Genomic DNA, 26,117 nt, shown 5'->3' on the forward strand with positions numbered 1-26,117 from the left:
GCATGTCGCAACTTCTTTAACGTGCCGGGTGTGAAATGGATATCGTCGATCCGCTGCCGGAGTCTCGCGAAGAGACCATTCTCGAACTGCGCGAATTTTCGCGAAAGCTGGTCCGCGAGCTTGGCTTTATGCGAAGCACGCTCGCCGATAGCGATCTCGCGCCCTCCGCCGTTCACGCGATCATCGAAATCGGCCTGTTGCCCGGCATTCAGGCGCGCAATCTCGCCGATATCCTTCGGCTCGATAAGTCGAACACCAGCCGCCAGCTCGCGCGGCTCGAATCGATGGGACTGTTGACGCGCGAAACCGCCGCCGACGACGCGCGTTCGTCGAAGCTCTATCTGACGCCCGAAGGCGACGCACTGCATCGAAAGATCGACCGGTTCGCGACCGATCAGGTCTCGCACGCGCTGCGCCGCCTGGTGCCGACAGATCAGCAAACGCTGGTGCGCTCGCTGTCGCTGTATGCGGACGCTTTGGCACAGGACAACGCAATCAACCCGCCTATTCCAGCCGCGTCGAACGACGCGTCCGGAGCGCCGGTGGCGCAGATTGTCGAAGGTTACGTGCCCGGTTGTATCGGCGACATTGCCGCGTTGCACGCGCGGTTCTATGCGAAGACCTCGGGCTTCGGCGTGTACTTCGAAAAGAAGGTCGCGACAGAACTGGCCGCGTTTGCAGGCAGCTTGCCCGCAGCGGGAAAAGCACTATGGGTGTGCGTCGAAGGCGATCGCACGCTGGCATCGGTGGTGATAGATGGTGACGATGAAACGACTCGACGTGTCGCGCATTTGCGCTGGTTTATCGTCGATGGATCGTTGCGCGGATCGGGCATCGGACGGGCGTTATTGACCCGAGCCATGGCATTCGTCGATGAACACTACGACGAAACCTATCTCTGGACCTTTAAGGGACTCGACACCGCGCGTCATCTGTACGAGTCGTTCGGCTTCACGCTGACCGATGAAGCCGAAGGCGCTCAATGGGGCACCGCAGTGACCGAACAGCGCTTTAGCAGAGCATCTAAAGGCACGCGCTAAAGACGCCTTAAAGAACGCCAGCACATCGCGCTAAAAACCGCTAAACGCGATTGCGCGTCACCAGCGCGCGCACGACCGACCAATCGTGTCTTTCGCAGAAGTCGAGCATCATCGTCCCGCATCCGCGGTCGTGTCCTGCGAGCCATTCGATCAATCTCGCGTTGATGCCCTGCGTCTGTGCATCGCCCCACGCGACCCATGCCGGATTCGCCGCCATGCCGGTGCCGCTACAAAAGTTGACGGCCCAGCGCGCGCCATTCAGCGATGACGTCCGTTCGAGCAGCGCGTTCACCGCATGCCATTTGTATTCGATCGACGCCCGCACCGGCACGCGAAACTCGTCCTGAATCGCGAACGCCGCGCCACTGTCGTCGAGATCGAAGCTCGTGTTATCGGGCCACGCGGACAGATCGATGCCGAGCGTCGTGTCGCTGCTAAAGCGACGCAACAGCACGATCGACCCGCGTACTTCGCCGAGACGCGGAATCGCTTCGTTCAGATACCAACGCACGTCATGCGATTCCCGCACGTAGGCGCTGAACGTCTCATCGAAACCTCGTGTGCAATTGCGCGTGCCACATTCATCTTTCACCGACATCACGATGCACTCGCCGGGATGCTGCGCGAGAAACGCTGCGCACGTCGCGATCACATCGTCGAACATCAGTCCGAGCGCAATTCCCGCGTGATTGATATGGAACACGTCGTCCTGATGACGACAGCGGATATCGAGCACTCGCACGCCGTGATCGAGTTGATCGGCCAGCGTCGCGTTTTGCGTTCTGGCGAGCGCGTCGTCCACCGTGTACGCGCAGGTGTCGTGACTGCCCGCGAGCGTCAGCGCGCTGAGCGGCAATGCGTCGTCGAGCGCGGTCATCCAGCGTTGCAGCGATTCTTCTGCGAAGTGCATGTTCATCATTAAAGAACGTCCAGGTAAGCCGGCCACTTATACCCGTTCAATATGGCAGACATATGTGCCCGCTGTCCAAATCACGACGCCATACATAACGCCGACGCCCGCTTTCATTTGCCTGCCGAATGACAAAAACTTCATGCAGCGAAGCGACTTCACTAATGAAATCGTTTTCGCAACATGAAGTTTTTGTCACGTTCGTTTACTTCGAACTTTCCACGTAAGAGTTGCGTTAAGCTAGTTCGGAGTTCCCTTTATTCGCTTAGACATGCCAGAGAAACGAACGCCTTGGGTCACTGCCTTTGAAGTTGCACGCCGTGCCGGCGTTTCGCGTTCCGCCGTATCGCGCGCCTTTACACCCGGTGCAAGCATTGCCCCAGAAACCCGCGAACGCGTGATGAAAGCGGCGAATGCAATGGGTTATCAGGTGAACATGATCGCGCGCGAAATGATCTCGCAGCGCAGTAGCCTGGTCGGCGTCGTCACGGCGGGGTTCGACAATCCATTCCGCACCAAGCTGCTTTCGAACCTCACCACCGCGCTGGTGCGCAACAACCTGTCGCCGCTCGTGATGAATGCGGAAGAGCCCGCGCAAATCAAGCGCTCGCTCGAAATGCTGCTGAGTTACCGGATCGCGGGCGTCATCATGACGTCGGCGTCGCCGCCGCTCGATCTCGCCCGTCAATACCTAAAGCTGAAAGTGCCGGTGACGATGATCAACCGCACGCCCGAACTCGACGGCACCGACGTCGTCATCAGCGACAACCCTGCCGGCGCGACACTGGCCGCACGCCTGCTGCGCGATGCGGGTGTCAAACGGCCCGCGTTTGTCGGACCATCGCTGACGAGTTACAACGGCCGTGCGCGCCTCGACGCGTTTATTCAGGCTGTCGGTGATATGCCCGGAATGAAAACGCCGATGCAGCTCAACACGCCCACCGACGACTACGCGTCGGGCATCGAAGCCGCGCTCGATCTACTCGCGCGCGCCGACCGTCCCGACGGCGTGTTCTGCTCGTCCGACCTGCTCGCATTGGGTTTGATCGACGCGGCACGCAACCGCTTCAACTTGCGCGTGCCGGAAGATCTGACGGTGGTCGGTTATGACGACATTCCGGCCGCCGCGTACGAGAACTACCGGTTGACGACGATCCAGCAAGACACGTCGCAACTCGCCGACGTCGCGGTCAGTCTGCTGATCGAACGCATGAATGCGTTTCGCGGCAAGTCGCGCGTGCGTGTCGTGCCGGTATCGAGCGTCGTGCGACACACGTGCGCTTAAGCGACCCGTCGGCCGTTTTCCGCATCGAAGAAATGCATCCGCGTGGACGGCAAGACCAATCCGATCGTCGAACCTGCCGACGGTTGTCTGTCGTGCGGTAAGCGCGCCACGACACGTTGCGAATTCCACTGCCCGTGCACGAGATTGTCCGCGCCGAGCATCTCGCAGACATCCACCTGAAGCCTTACCTGCTCATCTGTCGCATTGTCGGATTCGGCCGCGAGCTGCATATGTTCCGGCCGGATTCCCATCACGTACTCGCGTTCTGCCACCAGTGCATTCGACGCCGTCGCGGCGCAATCCGCCAGCGATAGCGTCGGGCCATCACTGACAACAAACGTCCGCGCGTCGGCGCTCACGTGTCCGCGCAACAGATTCATCGCAGGCGCGCCCATGAAGCTCGCGACGAACGTGCTCGCCGGCCGTTCATAGATTTCGCCGGGTGTCCCAACCTGTTCGATGCGTCCACGATTCAGGATGACGACGCGTTGCGCAAGCGTCATCGCTTCGACCTGATCGTGCGTCACGTAAAGACTCGTCGTGCCGAGCCGCGCATGCAGTTTTCGAATTTCGATGCGCATCTGTCCGCGCAACTTTGCATCGAGGTTCGATAACGGTTCGTCGAACAGAAATAGCGCAGGCTCGCGCACCATCGCACGTCCCATGGCAACGCGCTGACGCTGACCGCCGGACAGTTCGCGCGGCTTGCGCGCGAGTAACGGCCCGAGTTCGAGCATCGCCGCCGCCGACGCGACGCGTTCGCGAATCAGCGTCTGCGGAAGCCCGCGAATCTTCAGTCCATACGCGATGTTTTCTTCGACGCTCATGTGCGGGTACAGCGCGTAGTTCTGAAACACCATCGCGACATCGCGGTCTTTCGGTTCGAGCCGGTTGACGACGCGCGCGCCGATCGAGATATCGCCGGAACTCACGCTCTCCAGACCCGCGACCATTCGCAACAGCGTCGATTTTCCGCAACCCGACGGACCGACGAGCACGACGAATTCGCCGTCGCGCACATCGAGGTCGATGTCGTGCAAGACTGCGGGTTGATGTTGATAAGCTTTGTTGACCGAGCGAAACGTAAGAGTTGCCACAGAAAATATCCAATGAGTTTCAATTGCGCCGACGATGCGTCAAACCTTACTTCTCCGCATCGACCAGACCTTTGACGAACCAGCGTTGCATCGCAACGATCACCAGCAGTGGCGGCAACATCGTGAGCAAGGCCGCGCTCATCACGAGTTGCCATTCCGTGGCGATGTCGCCGCTGCCGATCATGCTCTTGATGCCTGCCACCGCCGTCCCCATCGAAGCGACACTGGTGACGAGGATCGGCACAGGTACTGATTCCAGCCGTAGATAAAGGTGATGACGAACAACGCGGCAAGATTGGTTTTCGACAGCGGCAATACGACGTCGATAAGAAACCGCCACGCGCCCGCGCCGTCGATACGCGCTGCTTCGAGCAATTCGCCGGGCAAGGTCATGAAGAACTGGCGAAACAGAAACGTCGCCGTCGCCGATGCAATCAGCGGCAACGTCAGTCCCGTATACGTGTTCGTCAGATGCAACGACGCGACCACCTGCACGGTCGGAAAGATCCGCACTTCGACGGGCAGCATCAGCGTGGCGAAGATCAGCCAGAACGCCGTCTGCCTGAATGGAAATCGGAAAAACACCACCGCATAAGCCGACACGATCGACACGGCAATCTTGCCGAACGAAATCGCGAGCGCCATTGCGAGGCTGTTCAACAGCATCAGGCCGAAGGGTTGCGACGCGTAATTCGTGCCTTTGCGCAGCACCGTCGCGATGTTGTCGAACAGATGATGGCCGGGAATCAGCGGCATCGGCACACGCATCACGTCGTCAGCGGACAAGGTTGCCGCGCAGAACGCCAGATACACCGGAAACACGGTGACCACCACACCTACGAGCAACACCGCGTGACACAGCACGCTCAGGAACTTCCGGTTTTCGATCATGCGTACTGCACCTTGCGCTCGATGAAACGAAACTGGATCACGCTCAACCCCACCACGATCACCATCAACACGACGGATTGCGCACCCGAACTGCCCAGGTCCAGACCTTTGAATCCTTCGTCGTAAATCTTGTAGATCAGCGTTCGCGTCGATTGACCAGGGCCGCCGGCAGTCGCCGCGTCGATCACCGGGAAGGTGTCGAAAAATGCGTACAGCAGATTCACGACCAGCAGAAAGAACGACGTCGGCGACAACAACGGCCATGCGATATTCGAAAAGCGCCGCACGGGACCCGCGCCGTCGATTGCGGCGGCTTCGATCAGCGAACGCGGCACCGCTTGCAATCCCGCATAGAAGAACAGGAAGTTGTAGCTGACCTGTTTCCAGATCGATGCGACCACAACCAGCGTCATCGCCTGCGACGGATTGAGCGCATGGTTCCACACGATCCCGAACCGGCCGAGCGCATACGTGACGAGGCCAATGCTCGGGTTGAACATGAATCCCCACAATACGGCGGCAATCGCGGGCGCTACCGCATACGGCCAGATCAGCAGCGCCTGATAAATGCGCACGCCGCGTGTCACGTGATTGGCAGCCCCGGCCAGCACCAATGCAATCGCGAGTCCGCCGAACGTCACGCAGGCGGAAAACCACAAGGTCGTGCCGAAAGACGCGAGATACAGAGGGTCGTGAAACAGGTCCACGAAATTCTTGAGCCCGACGAATTCACTCGACGTGCCGAACGCGTCCTGCATTTGCGTGGATTGCCAAAGCGCTTCGCCCGCGGGCCAAACGAAAAATACGAGCGTAACGATCAGTTGTGGCGCGAGCAGCAGATAAGGCAGCGGACTCGTGCCGAAGCGGGAACTGGCTTGCATGAAAACAGTGCAGTCTCGGATAGAGGCAAAAAGCGGCGGCCACGCTTGCGCGCGGCCGCCAAAGGAGAATGCCTGGTTTAGTTCTGTTGCTGCTCGAAGCGGCGCAACAGTTCATTGCCGCGCGCGACGCTCGCATCGAGTCCTTGTTGCGGCGTTTTCTTTTCCGCCCACACCTGCTCGAGTTCTTCGTCGACGATCGTGCGGATCTGCGGCATGTTGCCGAGTCGCAGACCTTGCGTGAACGGCAGCGGCGGCTTGTTCAGCATTTGCCTGATTGCCGTGTCCGAGCCCGGATTGCGTTCGTAGTAGCCCTGTTGACGCGCGAGTTCGTACGCGGCTTTCGTCACTGGCAGATAGCCCGTGTCTTCATGCCATTTGGCCGCCACCGCAGGCGTCGCAAGATACGCGAGGAACTTCGCGACGCCCTTGTAGACCTGAGGATTTTTGCCTGCCAGCACCCACAAACTCGCGCCGCCGATCATCGCGTTTTGCGGTGCGCCCTTTACGCTGGCGTCGTACGGCATCATGCCGGTGCCGTAATCGAATTTCGCGGTCTTGCGAATCGTCGCGAGTGCGCCGGACGAAGCGGTGATGATGCCGCACTCACCGGCATAGAACTGCGCGGACGATTCGTCCTTGCGTCCCGCATACGTGAACAGTCCCTGCTTGACCATGTTCGCGAGAAACTCGATGTGATGGACTTGCAGCGGCGTGTTGAATTCGAGTTGCGCATCGGCGCCGTCGAAACCGTTGTTCTTCGTCGCGAACGGTGCAGCGTGCCATGCGCTGTAGTTTTCGAGCTGGATCCAGCTTTGCCAGCCAGTCGAGAATCCGCAATGCATGCCGCTTGCCTTCAGCTTCGCGGCGTCGGCGGCGAGTTCGTCCCATGTCACGGGCGCACGGTTCGGATCGAGACCCGCCTTGCGGAATGCATCCTTGTTGTAGAACAGGATTGGCGTCGAGCTGTTGAACGGCATCGAGATCAGACGCCCGCCATGCGACTCGCTGTAGTAACTGGCAATGGTCGGCACGAACGCGTTCTTGTCGAGCGGCACGCCTGCGTCCTGGAACACCTTCCATACCGGCACGACCGCTTTCTTCGCGCTGATCATCGTCGCGGTGCCGACTTCATACACTTGCAGGATCGCGGGCGCGTCGCCGCTGCGATAGGCAGCAATGCCCGCTGCCAGCGTCTGATCGTAATTGCCCTTGAAAACAGGCACGATCCGGTAATCGCTTTGCGAAGCATTGAAGTCGTTTGCGATCGCATTGACACGTTCGCCGAGCACGGCTTCCATTGCGTGCCAGAACTGGATTTCAGTTGCAGCGTGCGCTGTTTGCATCGCGCCGAATGCCAGCATCGCGGCCGTCGCATAGCGCAGCCATTTCGTTTTCAACATGTTCTATCCCAATCCGGATTCAAATCTCGCGGACGCACGCGCGTATCGACGATGCGCGTGCGTCCGGCATGACTGCTTGCGTAAGTGACCGCGCGCTTAGAAGGTGTGACGGATACCGACGCGCACCAGTGCCTGCGTATCGCCGGCGGCCGAGATGCCGTTGCCGACGTCGCCGACCGAAGCAGTTGCATCGACCACGTTGCCGTACGTGTCGAGCGTCTTGCCGCTGGCCTTCTGATAGCCGACGAGGCCGTACAGTGCGGTGCGCTTGGTCAGCGAGAAGAACGACGACAGGTTGAACTGGTTGTACTTCGGCGCGCTGTTCGAACCGATTGCCGTGCCGCGCGTGTAGTCGTAACCGGCGGCGATACGCAGCGCGGTCGTCGCTTGCCACGACGCCGTGACGCCTGCCGAATTGAAGGTTTCCGTGCCCGTGAAGGTCGAGGTGCTGCCCGCCTTGTATTGCGTGTTGCTATACGACACGCCGAGCGTCACCGGTCCGACCAGATACGTCGCGGCTGCGGCGATGATCTGCTGGTTCCGCGCGCTGGCGAAGCCTTCGTTGATCGACGACGCGAACGTACCGTCGTATGCGCCGCTCCACGAACTCGTCGCGCCGTAGTTGTTGGTCGCCTGCATGTACGCCACGCCGACCGCGAGCGGGCCGTTTGCGTACTGCGCGCCGACGCTCCACGTATTCTGGTTCTTGACGCTGCCCGCCTGACCGCCGAAGCCGTACAGTGCGCCGAACTGGAAGCCGGAGAACGACGGGCTCGTGTACTTCACCGAATTGTTTTCACGCGACTGGTTGTCGATGTTGTCGAGGTCGCCCGGATGTGCGCCCATGCCGGTCAGGAAACTGCTCGGTCCGATCGCGCCAACGAAGTCCACGATCGGGTCGTACTGACGACCCATCGTCACCTTGCCGTAGTGCGTGCTCGACAGACCCATAAATGCCTGACGACCGAATTCGCGGCTGCTTTGACCCAATGTGCCGTTGGCGATGCTAAAGCCGTTTTCGATCTGGAAAATCGCCGACAGTCCGTCGCCGAGGTCTTCGCTGCCTTTCAGACCCCAACGGCTACCGGACCACGTGCCGCTTGCGAATGCATAGTTCGATTCGCCGCGATACGTCGTCGGGCGACCCGCTGCACCGGTGACTTGCGACACGCGCTGATCGCTCGTGTAGCCCAATCCCGCATCGACGATACCGTACAGCGTGACGCTCCCCTGAGCGTGCGCTGCCGCGCCGAACGTGCTGAGTGCGAGCAGAGCGAAAAGTGACTTTTTCATCGTTGTTCTCGTGTTCCAGACATTTAAGAATGATGCGTACCGTTGCCGCCCATCGACCCGCCGCATCGTGCAACGTGCCGCAAAGCCTTGACTGGCAACGATCCGCCGTTGCACCCGTGTGCAACATCGCGCCGAAAAAAAGAGGCTGGCGAATCCCAGACTCTCTGTTTCGATGTTGCAACACGGTTTTTGACGACCCGCTGTTTCGGGTCTGGCGGCAGTATCGGTGGCGTAGATGAATCGGCCATGACAGATAAATGCAATTCAGATGAAAGCTACTCGATTAGCCTTTCTAACTATTTTTATTTATTTTCTTCGAGTGATATTTTGAAATTTCTTAGTGCGAGCGAGTGCACTTTTATCGCCAAGAATAAAGCGGTTTCAGTGCGTCTTTATTTGATGCCGCCTGAGAACCCACGCAATAGATGACGCTGCGTATAGCCTGCCAGTGCGAGTGTCGGCACTGCGGAGATCAGTCCGACGCTCATCAGATCGCCCCACTCTATGCCGTTCTCCGTCACGTAGTTCGCGACCACCAGCGGTAACGTAAAGCGGCTTGGCGTGGAGAGGAACAGTAAGGCAAGCAGGAACTCGTTCCACGCGGCGATCAATGCGAATATCGCCGTTGCGACGAGTCCCGGCGCGCACAAGGGCAAGACGATATGCCAAAGCCTTTGCAAGAGTCCCGCGCCATCGAGACTCGCGGCTTCTTCGTACGTGATCGGCACCTCGCGGACAAAGCCGAGCAGCATCCAGATCGAAAACGGCAATGTATAGATCTGATAGACGAGGATCAGCCCAATGCTGCTGTCGAGCAAATGCAGGCGCTTGGCGAGTGCAAACAACGGCACGGCGACGGTGATGGGCGGCATCAGTTTGATGACCAGCACCATCAGTAGAAAGACGATATCGAGTCGCGCGGGGAAGTGCTTTCGCACCAGTGCATATGCGGCCGGAAATGCGAACGCCAGCGACAGCAAGGTCGTGCCGCTCGCCACCAGTAGCGAATTGCAGAGTTGTCGCGCGAGCCCATTACTCCATACTGATTCAAAGTGTTCGAAGGTCGGCGCCGATGGCCAGAGCGCAAGCGGATGCGACAGTCGTGCGCCCGACGACGTCAGCGCCGCACCGATCATCCATACGCACGGCGTGACGAAGAAGACCAGCGCGACGATGACGAGCGCGTAGAACACGATGCGCGCAAGCGACGCGCGCACCGGCAAGAATGGCAATGACACACGATTCACACTCATCGATCCACCGGCTTGCGCATGGTTTCGCGCGCGTAGGTTGCGACCAGGAATGCCGCCGCGCACAGCATCAATACCGATGCCGCACTCGCCGGTCCCACGTTGAAAAAGCGGAAGCCCTGATCGTAGATAAACGTCGAGAGGGTTTGCGTCGCGTTACCGGGACCGCCGCCGGTCAATGCGTAGACCTTGTCGAACAGCTTGAAGGTATCGATCGAGCGCAACAGTAGCGCCACCACGATTTGCCGCGCGATCAGCGGCAACGTGATGTGACGGAAGCATTGCCACTCGCTGGCGCCATCGGTACGTGCGGCTTCGAAGAGTTCCGGCGGGATCGACTGCAAACCGGCGAGCACGATCACGAACGCCATCGGCGTCCATTGCCAGATATCGACGAGTATCAACGACCACATCGCAAGATGCGGACTGGACAGCCACTCCACCGGCGCGACGCCGGCAAGGGCCAGCAGGTTGTTGAGAAAACCGCTATATGCAAGCCAGTTTCGCCAGATCGCCGAACACACGAGCGTGGACAGCATCATCGGTAGCAGCAGCAACGGCAATGCGATCCGACGCCCTGGAAAACTACGGCTAAACAGCAATGCGAGTCCGAGTCCGAGCAAGACTTCGGCGAACGACGCCGCAACCGTGAAATGCAGCGTATTGAAGAAACTCGTCGCGAATACACCGTCGTCGAACAGGCCACGGTAATTCGCGAGACCGGTGAAATGCCGGCGATGCGCCGCGTAATCCACATCGAAAAACGAATCGAAGATCACCTGTGCAACCGGATACAGCGCGAGTACGCCCAGCACGAGCAGCGCCGGACTCATCAACGCAATCAGCGCAAGATGCGGCTTGAGAGCTTTCATCACATGACTTCGTTTGCGCGCGAACACGATGCTCGCGCGCGCAGCCCTTATTTTTCGAGTGATTTTGAAATTTTCTGCGATGCCTGCGTGAGTGCGGCGTCCGGTTCCAGCTGATGCGTCAACGCGAGTTGCAGGTAGTCGCCGAGAATGCTCTCCACTTCCTGCCAGTCTTTTACGCGCGGTCGCGGACGACCCATTTCGAGCGCCTTCAACTGGTCGGGATACCAGCGGAAACGCTGCACGAGTTGCGGGTCCTGGAACACGCTTTTACGCGTCGGCGGAATGCCGATCACAGCCAGTCGCGTTTGCGTATCGCGCGCGGTCAGATACGCGAGAAAGTCTTGTGCGAGCTTCGCATGCGGCGCATCTCTCGGGATGCCCATCTGCCAGATGCCGAGCATCGGCGCCGGACCCTCGACCTGTCCCGGCGGCGCCTGCAATGCAACCTGCCCGGCGACGCGCGACACGCTCGCATCGTCGAGCGATGGAATCCACGCGGGCCACACTTCGATCGCCTGCGCGGCCGCGCCCTTCTGCAACGCGTCGCGCACTTCTGCTGCGCCGTATACGTCCACGTCCTTCGGTGCGTAAGCCTTCAGTGCGAGAAACGTCTTGAGCGCCGCGCGCGCCTGCGGCGAGTCGATGGATACTTTGCCCGCACGATCGACGACATCGCCGCCATACGCCCACAAGATCGGCAGGAAGCCCGTTACGACGGGGTTGCCCTTGGTGCCGCGAAACACCACGCCGGACACGCTTTTGTCCGCGGTGCCGATGGTCTGCGCGTTCTTCAGCACGTCGTCCCAGTTACGCGGTGCCTGCAAATGGTACTTGGCCAGCAGATCGCGACGGTACGCGAACATCTCGACATTGCCGACCACCGGCAATGCGTACAACGCACCGGCTTGTGCCGGATAACGACCCAAGGCGACGGTCGAGGCCACCATGTCGCTATCGGCCATCGTGTTGGGCAACGCCTTGAGCCAGCCGTTCGCCATGAACTCGGGCGCCCACGTATCGTCGAGCATCACGAGGTCGTAGCTGCCCGCACCTTCGCGCATCGACAGCTTGAGCTTCTGATAGAGATTGCCGCCCGGCAGCTTCAACAATTCGATGTCGAGATTGCCGTGCTGCTTGCGAAAACCGTCGACCGCATCGGCGAGGCCTTTGCCGTACACGTCGTCACGTCCGACGATCACGAGATCGGCCGCCGTCGCGACATTCGCCGCAATCGACAGTGCCGCCGCGATGCTCCACGCGAAGAGCCTGCTTGTCACTTTCATCCTGTTCCCTTTCAATGCGCTGTAGATGTCGTACCGGTGCGCGTCGTCGTTGCACACGTGCGCATCGACGGCCGTGAGTAGCGGCCCACGCGGAATTCGCGGCAGAGCCGAATTTAATCGGGGCTCAAGTCATCCGCGTGACAGACGGCGTGAATAAAGACGGTTCAGGCGAGTGTGAAAGATGAGGGATACGCGGGCGTGTGCCGGCGCGACGACGCCCGTGAGACCGGGACAAGCCGCGTGGATGCATGACGTCGACGCCTGCCAGGCGGATAAACGCTAAGCGCGTATTGCGAAGTCGCTTGCGGTTAGCAGCACGCGACCGTCGGGACGGCCGAGCAGTTTTCTTTCGGCCATCGCGGTGATGCGCTTACGGCCGTCTTCGAAGGTGCGTAGAACGCACGCTTCGGCAGCGTCGCTTTGTAGCCAGAAATATTGATGGAGTGCTTCGCAAGTTATTGCGCACTCGATTTCGCGGCCGCGAGAAGACAACACGAAGTTGACGGTCCGGCCATCGGACGACACATGAGGTTTGAACTCGGCAATTTCCATGAAATACCTCGCAGAGAGCAGTCACGTGACCAAGATTCGCCATCCGAATGTTCTGTAACAGACTTTAGCAGAAGCTTGGCACAAGTTCATACATCGAAGCGTCAACTGTTTAAGGTACGACGCGAAAAACGCCGCACACGCATCGACTTGGTGCGCGGCGGCGAGTCGAAATCGGGAGACTCTGGAATAATCAGACATCGACCATCGCTACCAGGAGAACCGCCCGCCATGTCCATCAGCGACAACAAGATTCCCCGCGTGCTGCTGACCAACGACGACGGCATCGATGCGCCGGGGCTCGCGGTACTGGAAGCGGTCGCGGCCGAACTCGCGCACGAAGTGTGGGTCGTCGCGCCCGAGCACGATCAGAGCGGCACCTCGCATTCGGTCAGCCTGCACTCGCCGTTGCGCTTCAGCCGGCAGGGCGAACGCCGCTTCGGCGTGACCGGCACGCCGGGCGATTGCGTCGTGATGGCGGTGCGCCATCTGATGGCCGCGCCGCCCACGCTGGTGCTGTCGGGCATTAATCGCGGCGGCAATCTCGGCGTCGAAACCATGTTCTCCGGTACGGTCGGCGCGGCAATGACGGGGCTGCTGCTCGGCCTGCCGTCGATCGCGCTCAGCCAGGTTTTCACCGATCGCGAGAACGTCCGCTGGGATACCGCGCGCGCACTTGCGCCGGGCGTGATCCGTCAGTTGCTGGCCGTTTCACACGACGCGCCCACCTGCCTGAACGTCAATTTTCCGGACGTCGACGCTGCCGATGCGGGTCCGCTGACGCCCACGCGACAAGGCACCGGACTCGTCGAAGGTATCGACGTGTTGCCGGAAATCGATCCGCGCGGGCTGCCGTATCACTGGTTGCGGTTTCAGCGCGGCACCCGTGAAAACGCGCCGGACAGCGAGACCGCAGTTGTCCGCTCCGGCCGTGTGTCGGTGACGCCGCTCAATTTCGACCGCACCGACCAGCAGGTTTTTGCCGCGCTCGGCGCAAGGTTGTCCACGTCACGCTAAGTGGACGCGGGCGCGGGCGCGCGGATAATCAGCAGACGAAATTCTGGCGACGATGTGTCGTGACGCGCGCGAATCTGGCGGCACGCGCGAACTGCCGCGTTGATCGCGCCAGTTACGCGGCCTGCTGCTGACTGACCACCGCGTCGGCGAGAATCATTTCGTGGATGTTCGACGGGTGCCGCGCACCGCGCACGCGTGGCTTGAATACCGGATCGCCGCGTCGGATACGGCGGCCGGTCAATGCACAATACCCGCCGTTGCGCGCGGTGACGCCGATCCACACCTGGTCGATATAGCGGCATCTGGTCGGATCGCACCACGACACCAGCGCGAGCGATTCGTCCTGCAATTCGATTGCGCTGATCATCGACACGTCGTTGCTGGCGGGCGCGGCGCGCTCGCGCGGCGGGCGTTGCCGGAATGCCCGCGTGACGCATGCCGAGACGATGTCTTCCGCGCGCGATGCGCCACTCAAAGCGTCGACGATTTGCCGCCACAATGCCGTTTCGTACTGTGTATCCGGTTGCATGTTCCCTCCGGGGGCGAAACCCGACATGGACAGGTGGACGCATGACTGCGCGATGCCGCACGACAGCAATTGCTTACGCTAACCGGAGTTCGGTAATCTGACGGAACGCTGTCGGATAGCGCGTTCTAGCGACTCGGCCAGTGATCGGGCTTCACGCTCCGGGCTTGACGATTCGCTTGGCGGCTCGTCAATCATGTTAGCCAGGCGCCTCGCGATTACCTCGTTAATTGTTGTTAATATCTCTGTAAGTCCTGACTGACGCTTTAAGGAAACTGAAGGCTAAGGCCGTTTCTTAAGCGCGGACTTCGCTGAAAGGCGACGCGTTCGCGACGGTTTCTTTAGAACAAAGACGACTGTCTTTAGAAGGAAATGCGCGCATGGCGCGGTAAAACGAAGCGCCGGATGCCGCGGGTGCATCCGGCCGGCATTGCATGTTACTGCCAGTCTTTAATTCAGATACTTTTCAACCAGCTTGACCCAATAGCTTGCGCCGAGACTGATGATGCGGTCGTTGAAATCGTATTTTGGGTTGTGGACCATGCAGCCGCCCCACTCGCCCACGCCATTGCCGATCATCACGTAACAACCCGGCACCGCTTCCGACATCCACGCGAAATCTTCGCTGCCCATCACGGCCTTGCTGTCGGTCAGCACGTTCGGCGAACCGACGATCTCCGTCAGTACATCGCGCGCGATCGCGGTGGGCTCTTCGGCGTTGACCACCACCGGCACCAGCCGCTTGTACTCGATCGTCGCTTCGACACCGAAGCATTGTGCCTGCAGCGTGACGATCTCCTGCACACGGCGCTCGATCCGTTCGCGGATCTCGGGATTCGTCGAACGCATGTTCAGCAGAAGCTGAACGGTATCGGGAATCACGTTGTGGGTCGCGCCCGCGTGAATGCCGCCGATACTGACGACACCTACTTCGCTGGCGGGCAGATTGCGCGACACGATGGTCTGCAAGGCCATGATCAGCGAGCCCGCCGCGACGATCGGGTCACGTGCCTTGTCCGGCATCGCACCGTGTCCGCCGACACCTTTCAGCGTCACCGTCGCCACATCCGATGCGGCCGTCACGCCGCCCGTCTTGACCACGACCTGCCCGACCGGAATGCCGGGGCCGTTGTGCAATGCGTACACCGCATCACACGGAAAGCGCTCGAACAGGCCGTCTTCGATCATCCGCCGCGCACCGCACAGGTTCTCTTCGTCGGGCTGGAAAATCAGGTTCAAGGTGCCGTCGAATGCACGGGTTTCGGCGAGATATTTGGCTGCCGCAAGCAGGATCGCGGTGTGACCGTCGTGACCGCATGCATGCATCTTGCCGGCAATCTTGCTCGCATACGGCAATTGCGTCTGCTCGTGGATCGGCAACGCATCCATGTCCGCGCGAATGCCGATGCTGCGCGTGCCGCTACCCGCGCGAAGCTGTCCGACCACACCCGTTCCGCCGATTCCGGTATGCACGTCGTAGCCCCATTCGCGCAGCAAACCAGCGACGAGTCCGGCGGTGTTCACGACATCGAAACCCGTCTCCGGATGCGCGTGGATCCGGCGACGGATCTCGGTGAAGCGTGGCGCGTCGGCGACGATCGCCTCGACGAGTTGCGCGGATGTCGTGTCGGCTTCGAGCACTGCATCTTCAGACATACGATTCTCTCCTGATTGGGGATAGCTGTTTTTGTGGACTTAATCGGCGCGCTTTTCCTGCAACGCGAACAACGCGCCGAGCGACACCACGCTGCACGCGACCATGTACCAGGCCGGCGACATCGGATTGCCGGTCGTGCTGATCAGCCACGTCACGATGAATTGCGCGAAGCCGCCGAACACCGATACGCCGACGCTGTACACGACCGACATGCCGGTCGCGCGAACGTGTTTGGGAAATCCTTGCATCAGCAACAGAAAGCCCGGGCCCGAACCGAACGCGAGACACGCGACCAGTGCGGCGATCACCGTCAATGCAACGCCGAGTTGCGCAGTGTGATTCAGCATCCAGAACGCCGGATAGATCAGCAATGCGCCGAGCACGGTCGATACCACCATCAACGGCTTGCGACGCGGCAAACGGTCCGACAGCAGGCCGGCCAGCGGCGAGCCGATCAGCAGCACCGCACCCGCGACGCAGCCCGCCAGAAAGGCTGTGGTGGCCGGCATATGCAGTACGCGGATCAGATACGTCGGCATATAGAAGACGACGATATACATCGACGCCGTGCCGCCGACGATCATCAGGATTCCGACACACAGGTCGCGTCGGTGCGACTTCAGCACTTCGCGAAAGGCGCTCGCTTCACGCGGTGCGGCCACGTGCGTTTCGTCGAGCGCGCGACGGATATACAAGCCCACCGGACCGATCAGCAAACCGCACAGAAACGGCACGCGCCAGCCCCAGCTTTGCAGGTCGGCGGGCGACAGGAAGTGCGACAGCAGAAAGCCGCTCAACGCGCCGATCAGCGCTGCGCCGCCCTGGCTCGCAAGCTGCCAGCTCACCAGAAACCCGCGCGACGACGACGACGCCGACTCCATCAGAAAGGTGGTCGAAGCGCCGATCTCGCCGCCCGCCGAAAAGCCTTGCAGCAAGCGTCCGGCGACGATCAGCAACGGCGCGAACACGCCGATCTGCGCATAGGTGGGCGCAAGGCCGATCAGCGCGGTGCCGGCAGCCATCAGCCCGATGGTCAGCGACATCGCCGATTTGCGGCCGCTGCGATCCGCGTAATTGCCGATCACGATGCCGCCCAGCGGACGCATCACGAAGCCGATGCCGAAGGTCGCGACCGCCATCAGCAGCGAACCGAACGCAGTGTTCGACGGGAAATACAGCTTGCCGATCAGCACCGCGAAAAAGCTGTAGATCGTGAAGTCGAACATTTCCAGACCGTTGCCGAGCGTGGTCGCGGCAATCACCTTGAATTTCGACGGACGCGCCGTAGACGGTGCGCCGACGGTGGCGCCTGAGCTCGCATTCAGGCTCGCGTTCACTGCGGAAGAGTGCATATTGGCCATCACATGTCCGATGAAAGGGGCTCCGCCGCGCACACGCCGACGTCGATCGAACAGTGCGATGGACAATTTCACCGCGCAAATCGTTTGTTTTTATCTCGATCACCTGTGGTTATCACCCGTTATTACGGCTCGTGCGTCGTCCGGGAACGCCGTCGTGAACGAAACACTTGCGGCGGCGTTTTTTGCCGGTTATCGTCGGGGCGTTCTACAACGCAGCGCGGGAGAGATCGTCAGAAGCCGTGACGACGCCGACGGAGCAACCGCCCCGGAAACTCTCAGGCAAAAGGACCGCGCGGCAGGAACATCTGGAGAGCGGCGCTACGCGCGCCCACCGAAGGGGATTCCGTCCACGCAAGGCTGCGCTTCATGCACACGCGGTGGCACGGAAGAAACTCTCAGGTACATGGACAGATGGGGCATCGACGCCGGAATCAGGCAACGGAACGCAGTTCCGGCGATGCTCAACTCAATCTGGACTTGTCATGTCACGAATCGCCATCATCGGCGCCGGGATCACCGGCGTCACGACCGCTTACGCTCTTGCACAACGCGGTTTTCAGGTCACTGTGTTCGAACGTCATCGCTACTCGGCGATGGAAACGTCGTTTGCGAACGGCGGCCAGTTATCCGCCAGCAACGCCGAAGTCTGGAACAGCGCCGCTACCGTGATCAAGGGCCTCAAATGGATGCTCACGCGCGACGCGCCCTTGCTGCTGAATCCCACGCCGACATGGCACAAGTATTCGTGGATGGGCGAATTCCTGCGCCAGATTCCGCACTATCGCGCGAACACCGTCGAGACCGTGCGGATTGCCATTGCCGCGCGCCAGCATCTGTTTTCCATCGCAGAACGCGAAGGGATCGACTTCGATCTGGAGCGTCGCGGCATTCTGCATTTCTACAAGAATCGCAAAGACTTCGACGCGGCATCGAAGGTCAATGAACTGCTGCGCGAAGGCGGTCTCGAACGCAATGCGGTGACGCCCGACGAGATCCGCAGCCTCGAACCGACCTTGCATGGCGCATTTCACGGCGGCTTTTTCACGCCCTCCGACGCGACCGGCGACATCCACAAGTTCACCCGCGGCCTCGCGCAAGCCTGCGCGCGCAACGGTGTCGAATTCCACTACGACAGCGCGATCGATACGATTCGCCAGGACGGCGACGGCCGCTTTACGATCGCCGCGAACACCGCTGGACAATCGCACACGTTCGGTTTCGACCAGATCGTCGTGTGCGCGGGCGTCAGGAGCCGCGAGTTCGCGGCGATGCTCGGCGACCACGTGAACGTGTATCCGGTGAAAGGCTATTCGATCACCGTCAATCTCGACGACGAACTCAGCCGGAACAGCGCGCCTTGGGTCAGCCTGCTCGACGACAGCGCGAAGATCGTCACGAGCCGCCTCGGACCGGACCGTTTCCGCGTGGCCGGCACGGCGGAAATCAACGGTTTCAATCGCGATATCCGCGCGGACCGGGTTGCGCCGTTGATCGAATGGACGCGTCAGCATTTCCCCGAAGTGTCGACTTCGCGCGTGATTCCGTGGGCCGGTTTGCGGCCGATGCTGCCCAGCATGTTGCCCAAGGTCGGTCAGGGCAAGCGACGCGGCGTGTTCTATAACACCGGCCACGGTCACCTCGGCTGGACGCTGTCGGCAGCCACGGCCGAAAGCGTCGCGCAAACGATCGGGCACGCCGCCTGATCCTGTCGCGATGGACACCGCCGCGCGCGCGTCGCGCGGCGGCATCGTCCGCGCGACGGCGTCTTCGCCCGATCGCTCACATACCGGGAAACGCCTCGCGAAAGCGCGCGGGCGCGGCGTCGCGTCTGTGAGAACGCCCGCAATCGGCTAAGATCGTTGCTTTCCGCAGTCCATTCGCGACTGCGCGCCCGATCGCATCCGGTCATCCTCCAATCATCAGGAACACAGCATGGTCACATCAAGCTATACCGATACCCGACTCTTGATCAACGGCGAATGGTGCGACGCTGCAAGCGGCAAAACCCTCGACGTGATCAACCCGGCTACCGGTCTCGCCATCGGCAAGGTGGCGCACGCAGGCATCGCCGATCTGGACCGCGCGCTCGACGCAGCGCAACGCGGTTTCGCGGCATGGCGCAAGATTCCCGCCAACGAACGTGCGACGACGATGCGCAAGGCCGCGTCGCTGGTGCGCGAGCGCGCTGAGAGCATCGCGCGTCTGATGACGCAGGAACAGGGCAAGCCGTACGTCGAAGCGCGCGGAGAGGTGCTGGCCGCCGCCGACATCATCGAATGGTTCGCAGACGAAGGCCGTCGTGTGTATGGCCGGATCGTGCCGTCGCGCAATCTGAACGCGCAACAACAGGTGCTGAAAGAGCCGATCGGCCCGGTCGCCGCGTTCACGCCGTGGAATTTCCCGGTCAACCAGATCGTGCGCAAGCTGAGCGCGGCGCTCGCGAGCGGCTGCTCGTTCCTCGTGAAAGCGCCGGAAGAAACCCCGGCGTCGCCGGCCGGTCTGCTTCAGGCCTTCGTCGATGCAGGCGTGCCGCCGGGCACCGTGGGTCTCGTGTTCGGCGATCCGGCTGAAATTTCGAGCTATCTGATTCCGCATCCGGTGATCCGCAAGGTCACGTTCACGGGTTCAACGCCGGTCGGCAAGCAACTGGCGTCGCTGGCGGGTCTGCATATGAAGCGCGCGACGATGGAACTCGGCGGTCACGCGCCGGTGATCGTCGCGGAAGACGCCGACGTCGCGGTCGCGGTGAAGGCAGCGGGCGGCGCCAAGTTCCGCAATGCCGGCCAGGTCTGCATTTCGCCGACGCGTTTCCTCGTCCACAACAGCATCAAGGACGAATTCGCGAACGCGCTGGTCAAGCACGCCGAAAGCCTGAAGCTCGGCGACGGCCTGACCGAAGGCACGACGCTCGGGCCGCTCGCCAATGCGCGCCGCCTGTGGGCAATGGCTAAGGTGGTCGACGACGCGCGCAAAACCGGCGCGACGGTCGCGACGGGCGGCGAACGCGTCGGCTCGTCGGGCAACTTCTTTGCACCGACCGTGTTGACGGACGTGTCGCTCGAAGCCGACGTGTTCAACAACGAGCCGTTCGGCCCGATCGCGGCAATCCGCGGTTTCGACACGCTCGAAGACGCGATCGCCGAAGCGAACCGTCTGCCGTACGGCCTCGCCGGTTATGCGTTCACGCAGTCGTTCCGCAACGTGCATCTGCTGTCGCAGCGACTCGAAGTCGGCATGCTGTGGATCAACCAGCCGGCTACGCCGTCGCCGGAAATGCCGTTCGGCGGCGTGAAGGATTCGGGCTACGGCTCGGAAGGCGGTCCGGAAGCCATGGAAGCGTATCTGGTGACGAAGGCCGTGTCGGTGATGGCGGTTTAACGGTCGCGCGGCGCTTTCGCTAAGTCGGCAACACGACGCGGGCGAAAGCATCGGCCCAATAAAAAAGCCGCGGAGCAATGCTCCGCGGCTTTTTTTCGTCTGGTGAAACCGGCTGATTCGCCGGTTTGCCCGATCAGTTCAGCGACGACACCGAGGTCACGCCACGGCGGCTGTCGAGTTCCTTGACGGCCGGCAGCACCGCGCTGTCCCACGATGCGGTGCCGTACGACTTGTACACCAGCTTCTGTCCGACGAAGACCTCGAACAGCGGCGTGCCCGGACGCAGCGCGTCGCGCTGCTCGTTCGCGCTGTAAAGCCAGCGGACGTTCTCCGGATAGTCGTTCGACCGTTCCGGCGTGGTGATGGCCGGACGCTCGACCACGGCCATTTGCACGCCAGGATGCGACTTCGCGTACTTCACGAATTCGCCCTTGCCGCCGAACGTGGAGTCCCAGCGCTTGCAGTAACTACAGTCGGTTGCGGTATGCACGACCAGCAAAACGGGTTGATTTTGCTGGACTGATGTTTCGCGCAAACGTTTGGCCCAATCGGTTTCTTGTTGAACTGCTGCGCTGGCGGTCACGGTATCCGAGGCGTCGGCAATATGCGGAGCGCCAAGCAGTGAGACGGCGAGTGTCGCGCTGACGCACAACGATAGCTTTATCGTTTGAAACAAATTCATTACGGTCCTCTTACGGTCGACACGGCACAAACAAACGCAGGTTTGTTTGCGACGCGCGATAAACATGGGAAGTGCGCGCGAGCTGCGCGCCTTAGTTGACCTAACGTTGGCAAGCCAAACGTCAGTCCGCTGATGCACGGCACTGCCCGACGGAATCGCTGACAAATTGGTCGCCGAAGCGACTCGGAAATCTATCTGCGGCGCCGAGCGTTTTGCGCCATGAGGTCTTGTTGGGGCGTTGCCTCTGAACTGCGTGACGTACAGATGAAGTATAAACCAGTATGTTCTGGACCGTTTTTCGAATATTCATGTTTTTTCCGGTAAAACTGACTTACCGCTAAAACGGAACATTGTTTCACCGTCTTACCGATAATTAACCACTCTTAGCAGCACGTTGACAGACAATCGCTCTTTAGGGTCGCAAGATGCGTTCGCGAAGCGCGAAGTATTTTCCGCTCAGCTATCCCTACAGACGATATGGAGAATGCTTGATCCGTCCCCGCGAATTACGTAGTCCTGACCGCTAAAAATGCACCCGGAACGCGTTTTTACTGAATCGTCAGACCGCAGATTCCAGACAAAAATGTCTCGTCTCGAAATAACGCGCACGCCGCAAAACGACGGCCGTTCCAGCCTGCGATGGCACCCTTTCAGCCCGCCCGGTAACATATCGGGATGGAATTTCGCGCTTATGACGACCGGTCGAATCGGACCGGCCGGAACCCCGCATCGATCGACGGCACACCGGCCGGGTCGGCCCGATGACTACGCCCGCCCGACGCATCGCCCATCTCGACATGGACGCGTTTTACGCGTCCGTCGAACTGTTGCGTTATCCGGAATTGCGCGGCGAAGCCGTCGTGATCGGCGGCGGACGCAATGCGATTCCTGAAATGCTCGCGGACGGCACGCGACGTTTCCGTCGGTTGCGGGATTACGCGGGGCGCGGCGTCGTCACGACATCCACCTACGAGGCCCGCGCGCTCGGCGTTTTTTCCGCGATGGGGATGATGAAGGCCGCGCAACTCGCGCCCGACGCGGTGCTTTTGCCCACCGATTTCGATTCTTATCGCCATTACTCGCGGCTGTTCAAGTCGGCGGTGGCTAACTTCACGGACCAGATCGAGGATCGCGGGATCGACGAAATCTATATCGATCTCACCGATGTGCCCGGCGACACCCGCGACATCGCGGCGGCGATCAAGCAGGCCGTGCGTGACGCCACGCAACTGACCTGCTCGATTTGCGTCGCGCCGAACAAGTTGCTGGCGAAAATCGGCTCCGAACTCGACAAACCCGACGGCCTGACCTTGCTGACGCCCGCCGATATCCCCGCGCGAATCTGGCCGCTGCCGGTGCGCAAGGTCAACGGGATCGGGCCGAAAGCGACCGAACGGCTCGCATCGCTCGCGATCAACACCGTCGGCGAACTGGCTGCGGCGGAACCCAGTCTGTTGCAGGAGCATTTCGGTCTTTCGTATGCCGAATGGCTCGCGCGGATCGCACGCGGACACGACGAACGCACCGTTGTGGTGAGTTCGGAACCCAAATCGATGAGTCGCGAGACGACTTTCGAACGCGATTTGCACCCGCGTGGCGACCGGCCGGCGTTGTCGGCGGCGTTTACGGGCTTGTGTACGCGCGTCGCCGACGATCTGGTTCGAAAAGGCTATGTCGGCCGGACCATCGGCATCAAGCTGCGCTACGCCGATTTCCGGACCGTCACCCGCGATCTCACGTTGCCCGCGCCCACCGCCGACGCCGTCGAAATAAGGCGCGCCGCCACCGAATGCCTGAAACGCATCACGCTGGATCAGCGGCTGCGCCTGCTCGGTGTGCGCGTCAGCGCGCTCGAACCGGCCAACGCCGTGGCGCAGGTGATTCGCGGCGAACAGGCCGAACTCCCGTTCGACACACCCAATCCGCTGGACTAGCACGCGTCTTGCATAGCGTTACATCAGCGGTCGGCGCGAAAATTTTAGGAAAGGTATCATAGGGTTTACCCTTATCCAATTCGGCTGGCGCGATTCCGTTAATGCAATTAACTAGGCGGTCACGTGTTTGACATCAAACGCTGACCAATCGGCGCAGCGGCCAGGTACAGGTATCGCGGTAATCGCGTCAAATTGAGTGGCACCGTATGTGCAGGAGTAGAAAATGAACGTCCCAGAAATTTCCGGCCAAATGGCCGACGACCTTCGCGCATGGGTTCAATCCTGGCTCGCCGAAGCGACCACCGCAGGCTTTATCGCCGCGCCGTATCAGGTCGAACACGCGGTTCTCGATCGCGCGTTTTCGCTGTACAAATTCGGCCTGACGCCGGGCGACGCTGCGCTGAGTATTTTCGGCACGCTGCATTAATTCGCAACTTTGGGCATAATCCCGCCCGCGCGCTGAGCGGTCTACTCAGCGCGCGCTGCTTGCCCCGGCAACGTCGCGACGGTCCCCACACTGCCGACACCCGCGACGTTCGCCGCCTTCCTTTCCAATCCCAATACGATCACGTCGACCCACGCGTCGAACCCGCTATCCAGCGGCTTCTCCGTGCCGTCCGTCCAGCGCACCAGAAACGCGTTGTCCTCCAGCGCGGGCAAATGCCGTCCGAGCTTTTTGTAGCGGTGTTTGTCGACAGCCGACACATGTTGGCGACACGCCGTCTGCCAGTCCGCGGTAACAGGCGCGCTCGACAGTTCGAGCGTCGCGAAACCGCACATCGCCGCGACCACGACATTGAAGGCGTCCACTAAGGCCGCCCCGTCGAACCCCGCATCCTCCAGCATCCCGACAATCCGTTCGAGCAAGGCTTCGTCGAACGACGCGTTGTACGACATTTCACTCGCGACCGCCGGCGCGAGTTTCGGATGTGCGCGCAACGCCGCCCGAAACGCCCCCAATAGCTTACGCAGACGGTTCTGCCACACGCCTCGTAACGGCACCGCGTCGGCCACGCCGCGCATCGCGAGATTCACCGCGCCCGCCAGCAGCGCGTCGCGATTCGGCACGTGCCAGTAGATTGCCGCAGGCGCGACGCCGAGCGCGGTCGCCAGTTCGCGGATCGTGAATTCGGCCACGCCTTTCGCATCGATCAACGCGAGTGCCGCCTCGAAAATGCGGTTCGCGGCGAGGCGGTTTTCGTCATCGCCGGGCGCGGTCCGTTTTGGGCGGCCTGCACGCGGCTTCTTGATGGCAACGGTGTCGGTGGGATTCGTCATTCCAGGATTGTAGCTAATTGAGCGCCGTTCAATTTATGTTGATCGAATTAAATTGAACGCCGTACAATTATTTGCAGATCGGAACGACCTCATGGGAGCACACCAGCATGGAAAAAGCGGCGGTAGGACAGTTCGAAGGCGGCGCAGCGTTCGTGGACGGCGAAGTCGTGCCGTTATCCGAAGCGAAAATTTCGATGTTCGACTGGGGTTTCACCCGTTCGGACGTCACCTACGACGTCGGCAGCGTGTGGCAAGGTGCGTTTTTCCGGCTCGACGCGCATATCGAGCGCTTCTTCAATAGCCTCGACACACTGCGGATGAAAATTCCGTACGACCGCGCGCAAGTGCGCGACATCCTGCATAACTGCGTGCGTGCCGGAAATCTGCAGGACGCGTACGTGGCAATGGTCTGCACGCGCGGCGTGCCGCCACGCGGCGCACGCGATCCGCGTCTCGCGCAGAACCGTTTTTATGCGTACGCGTTGCCGTATGTATGGATCGCGTCGCGCGACAAGCAGCGCGAAGGGATCGATCTGCATATCAGCGGGCGCGTGCGGATCGGCGCTGCGTCGGTCGATCCGACCGTGAAAAACTATCACTGGCTCGACCTCGTGCAATCGATGTTCGATGCGTACGATCGCGGCGCCGACACCAGTTGTGTCGTCGATGCCGACGGCAATATCACCGAAGGCCCCGGCTTCAACGTGTTCGTGGTCAAGGACGGCGTGGTGCACACAACCGATCGCGGCGTGCTCGAAGGCATTTCGCGGCGCACGGCGATCGAACTGTGCGAGCGGCTCGGCATCACGGTGCAGCTTGCACCGTTTCACGCCGACGCAATGCGCGCCGCCGACGAAGTGTTCCTGACGTCGACAGGCGGCGGCATTCTGCCGATCGCGAAGCTCGACGGCGTGCCGTTGCCGTCGTTTCCCGGTCCGGTGACGACGCGTCTGCACGACGCCTACTGGGCGATTCACGACGAAGACACGTATCGCGATCCGGTCGATTACCGGTAGATGAAAAAACGGCCGCGAGACTGACGTCTCGCGGCCGTTTTGCTTCGGGTCTCGCACGCATCGCGACGAATCGCGACGCGTGTCGAACGCCGCTTTAGAAGCGGTGACGGATACCCAGATTGACCATCTCCTGCCTGCTCGTGCCCGCATAGCCGTACGAACCGATCGACGCTTGCGCCGCCGTCGAGCCGCCGGCACCGTCGCCGGTCTGGCCGCTGGCGTGCTGGTATGCCGCCGTCATGTACAGGTCGGTGCGCTTGGACAGCGTGTAGTCCGCGCCCAGCGACACCTGATGGTAAGTCGCCGACGTATCGCCGCTCGACTTCGTGTAGCTATAGCCAACGCCGAGCAGCATCGCCGGGGTCAGTTGATAGTTCAGGAAGCCTTGTCCCGTGTTGTACTTCTCGTTCTCCGTGAACAGCGAGCTCGCATCGCGGCGGTATTGCGCGTTGCTGTAGCCCGCGCCGAACGTGAACGGACCCATTACGTACTGACCTGCCACGCGAGCGATCGCGAG

General features: G+C 61.0%; 23 protein-coding genes, 1 pseudogene and 1 riboswitch. Of the genes and pseudogenes, 8 read left to right on the plus strand and 16 right to left on the minus strand.

Annotated elements, in window-relative coordinates; all coding sequences use genetic code 11:
* Nucleotides 1-35 precede the first annotated feature (35 nt).
* The gene (locus tag PW947_RS02110) at nt 36-1,040 is read left to right on the plus strand and encodes a helix-turn-helix domain-containing GNAT family N-acetyltransferase (RefSeq protein ID WP_299629234.1); all 1,005 of its coding nucleotides are present in this window, start codon (nt 36-38) and stop codon (nt 1,038-1,040) included.
* A gap of 40 nt (nt 1,041-1,080) precedes the next feature.
* Here PW947_RS02110 and PW947_RS02115 read toward each other — a convergent pair whose 3' ends face one another.
* Nucleotides 1,081-1,950, minus strand: coding sequence for a phosphatidylinositol-specific phospholipase C (locus tag PW947_RS02115; RefSeq protein ID WP_299629236.1), 870 nt, complete (start codon nt 1,948-1,950; stop codon nt 1,081-1,083).
* Nucleotides 1,951-2,221: 271 nt separating this feature from the next.
* On the opposite strand from PW947_RS02115, the gene PW947_RS02120 reads away from it, so the two are divergent.
* Entirely contained in the window at nt 2,222-3,235 is a 1,014-nt protein-coding gene (locus tag PW947_RS02120; RefSeq protein WP_299629238.1) for a LacI family DNA-binding transcriptional regulator, read from the plus strand.
* On the opposite strand, the gene PW947_RS02125 is transcribed toward PW947_RS02120, so the two are convergent.
* The 9 genes and pseudogenes from PW947_RS02125 to PW947_RS02165 all read right to left on the minus strand — a co-directional run bounded on the left by PW947_RS02125 (nt 3,232) and on the right by PW947_RS02165 (nt 12,754).
* Nucleotides 3,232-4,332, minus strand: coding sequence for a sn-glycerol-3-phosphate import ATP-binding protein UgpC (locus PW947_RS02125; RefSeq protein ID WP_299629240.1), 1,101 nt, complete (start codon nt 4,330-4,332; stop codon nt 3,232-3,234). The two genes, PW947_RS02120 and PW947_RS02125, sit on opposite strands and share 4 nt — an antisense overlap.
* 46 nt (nt 4,333-4,378) lie before the next feature.
* Nucleotides 4,379-5,223: pseudogene (ugpE, locus tag PW947_RS02130) on the minus strand (sn-glycerol-3-phosphate ABC transporter permease UgpE).
* Nucleotides 5,220-6,104: a sn-glycerol-3-phosphate ABC transporter permease UgpA gene (ugpA, locus tag PW947_RS02135; RefSeq protein WP_299629242.1), complete on the minus strand. Its 885-nt coding sequence runs from the start codon at nt 6,102-6,104 to the stop codon at nt 5,220-5,222. The pseudogene ugpE and the gene ugpA overlap by 4 nt, the downstream one beginning before the upstream one ends.
* A 77-nt stretch (nt 6,105-6,181) precedes the next feature.
* On the minus strand, nt 6,182-7,504 hold the full coding sequence (gene ugpB / locus PW947_RS02140) for a sn-glycerol-3-phosphate ABC transporter substrate-binding protein UgpB (protein ID WP_299629244.1): 1,323 nt from the start codon (nt 7,502-7,504) through the stop codon (nt 6,182-6,184).
* 96 nt (nt 7,505-7,600) lie between these two features.
* Complete coding sequence (locus PW947_RS02145) at nt 7,601-8,797, minus strand: porin (protein ID WP_299629245.1); 1,197 nt, start codon at nt 8,795-8,797, stop codon at nt 7,601-7,603.
* Between the two features lie 392 nt (nt 8,798-9,189).
* Nucleotides 9,190-10,050, minus strand: coding sequence for a carbohydrate ABC transporter permease (locus PW947_RS02150; RefSeq protein WP_299629247.1), 861 nt, complete (start codon nt 10,048-10,050; stop codon nt 9,190-9,192).
* The gene (locus tag PW947_RS02155) at nt 10,047-10,919 is read right to left on the minus strand and encodes a sugar ABC transporter permease (RefSeq protein WP_299629249.1); all 873 of its coding nucleotides are present in this window, start codon (nt 10,917-10,919) and stop codon (nt 10,047-10,049) included. The genes PW947_RS02150 and PW947_RS02155 overlap by 4 nt, the downstream gene beginning before the upstream one ends.
* A 47-nt stretch (nt 10,920-10,966) precedes the next feature.
* Nucleotides 10,967-12,202: an ABC transporter substrate-binding protein gene (locus PW947_RS02160; RefSeq protein ID WP_299629251.1), complete on the minus strand. Its 1,236-nt coding sequence runs from the start codon at nt 12,200-12,202 to the stop codon at nt 10,967-10,969.
* Between the two features lie 279 nt (nt 12,203-12,481).
* On the minus strand, nt 12,482-12,754 hold the full coding sequence (locus tag PW947_RS02165) for a DUF1488 family protein (protein WP_299629253.1): 273 nt from the start codon (nt 12,752-12,754) through the stop codon (nt 12,482-12,484).
* Between the two features lie 228 nt (nt 12,755-12,982).
* Here PW947_RS02165 and surE point away from each other — a divergent pair, with 228 nt between their 5' ends.
* The gene (gene surE / locus PW947_RS02170) at nt 12,983-13,768 is read left to right on the plus strand and encodes a 5'/3'-nucleotidase SurE (protein ID WP_299629255.1); all 786 of its coding nucleotides are present in this window, start codon (nt 12,983-12,985) and stop codon (nt 13,766-13,768) included.
* A gap of 112 nt (nt 13,769-13,880) precedes the next feature.
* Here the strand turns inward: surE and PW947_RS02175 are convergent, their stop codons facing one another.
* From PW947_RS02175 to PW947_RS02185, 3 genes are all read right to left on the minus strand, one after another.
* On the minus strand, nt 13,881-14,297 hold the full coding sequence (locus PW947_RS02175) for a DUF3331 domain-containing protein (RefSeq protein WP_299629257.1): 417 nt from the start codon (nt 14,295-14,297) through the stop codon (nt 13,881-13,883).
* 447 nt (nt 14,298-14,744) lie between these two features.
* Entirely contained in the window at nt 14,745-15,950 is a 1,206-nt protein-coding gene (locus tag PW947_RS02180) for a M20 aminoacylase family protein (protein ID WP_299629259.1), read from the minus strand.
* 39 nt (nt 15,951-15,989) lie between these two features.
* Nucleotides 15,990-17,303, minus strand: coding sequence for an MFS transporter (locus tag PW947_RS02185; RefSeq protein ID WP_299629261.1), 1,314 nt, complete (start codon nt 17,301-17,303; stop codon nt 15,990-15,992).
* 217 nt (nt 17,304-17,520) lie between these two features.
* Nucleotides 17,521-17,613: riboswitch (glycine riboswitch) on the plus strand.
* A gap of 181 nt (nt 17,614-17,794) precedes the next feature.
* Here PW947_RS02185 and PW947_RS02190 point away from each other — a divergent pair.
* Complete coding sequence (locus PW947_RS02190; protein ID WP_299629263.1) at nt 17,795-19,015, plus strand: D-amino acid dehydrogenase; 1,221 nt, start codon at nt 17,795-17,797, stop codon at nt 19,013-19,015.
* Between the two features lie 229 nt (nt 19,016-19,244).
* A complete protein-coding gene (locus PW947_RS02195) occupies nt 19,245-20,690 on the plus strand; it encodes an NAD-dependent succinate-semialdehyde dehydrogenase (RefSeq protein WP_299629265.1) in 1,446 nt (481 codons plus the stop codon).
* A gap of 133 nt (nt 20,691-20,823) precedes the next feature.
* On the opposite strand, the gene PW947_RS02200 is transcribed toward PW947_RS02195, so the two are convergent.
* The gene (locus PW947_RS02200; protein ID WP_299629267.1) at nt 20,824-21,180 is read right to left on the minus strand and encodes a hypothetical protein; all 357 of its coding nucleotides are present in this window, start codon (nt 21,178-21,180) and stop codon (nt 20,824-20,826) included.
* Between the two features lie 953 nt (nt 21,181-22,133).
* Here PW947_RS02200 and dinB point away from each other — a divergent pair.
* Together dinB and PW947_RS02210 are read left to right on the plus strand one after the other, a co-directional pair.
* Nucleotides 22,134-23,306, plus strand: a complete 1,173-nt coding sequence (gene dinB, locus PW947_RS02205) for a DNA polymerase IV (RefSeq protein WP_299629269.1) — start codon at nt 22,134-22,136, stop codon at nt 23,304-23,306.
* Between the two features lie 223 nt (nt 23,307-23,529).
* Nucleotides 23,530-23,733 (plus strand): hypothetical protein, encoded by a 204-nt coding sequence (locus tag PW947_RS02210; protein WP_299629271.1) that lies wholly within the window; start codon nt 23,530-23,532, stop codon nt 23,731-23,733.
* Between the two features lie 41 nt (nt 23,734-23,774).
* Here the strand turns inward: PW947_RS02210 and PW947_RS02215 are convergent, their stop codons facing one another.
* A complete protein-coding gene (locus PW947_RS02215; protein ID WP_299629273.1) occupies nt 23,775-24,584 on the minus strand; it encodes a TetR family transcriptional regulator in 810 nt (269 codons plus the stop codon).
* A 107-nt stretch (nt 24,585-24,691) separates the two neighbouring features.
* On the opposite strand from PW947_RS02215, the gene PW947_RS02220 reads away from it, so the two are divergent.
* A complete protein-coding gene (locus PW947_RS02220; RefSeq protein ID WP_299629275.1) occupies nt 24,692-25,600 on the plus strand; it encodes an aminotransferase class IV in 909 nt (302 codons plus the stop codon).
* 94 nt (nt 25,601-25,694) lie between these two features.
* Here the strand turns inward: PW947_RS02220 and PW947_RS02225 are convergent.
* On the minus strand, nt 25,695-26,117 hold a 423-nt coding region (locus tag PW947_RS02225; RefSeq protein WP_299629277.1), incomplete at its 5' end, for a porin.

This window comes from Paraburkholderia sp., from assembly GCF_028283785.1.
Taxonomy (GTDB): domain Bacteria; phylum Pseudomonadota; class Gammaproteobacteria; order Burkholderiales; family Burkholderiaceae; genus Paraburkholderia.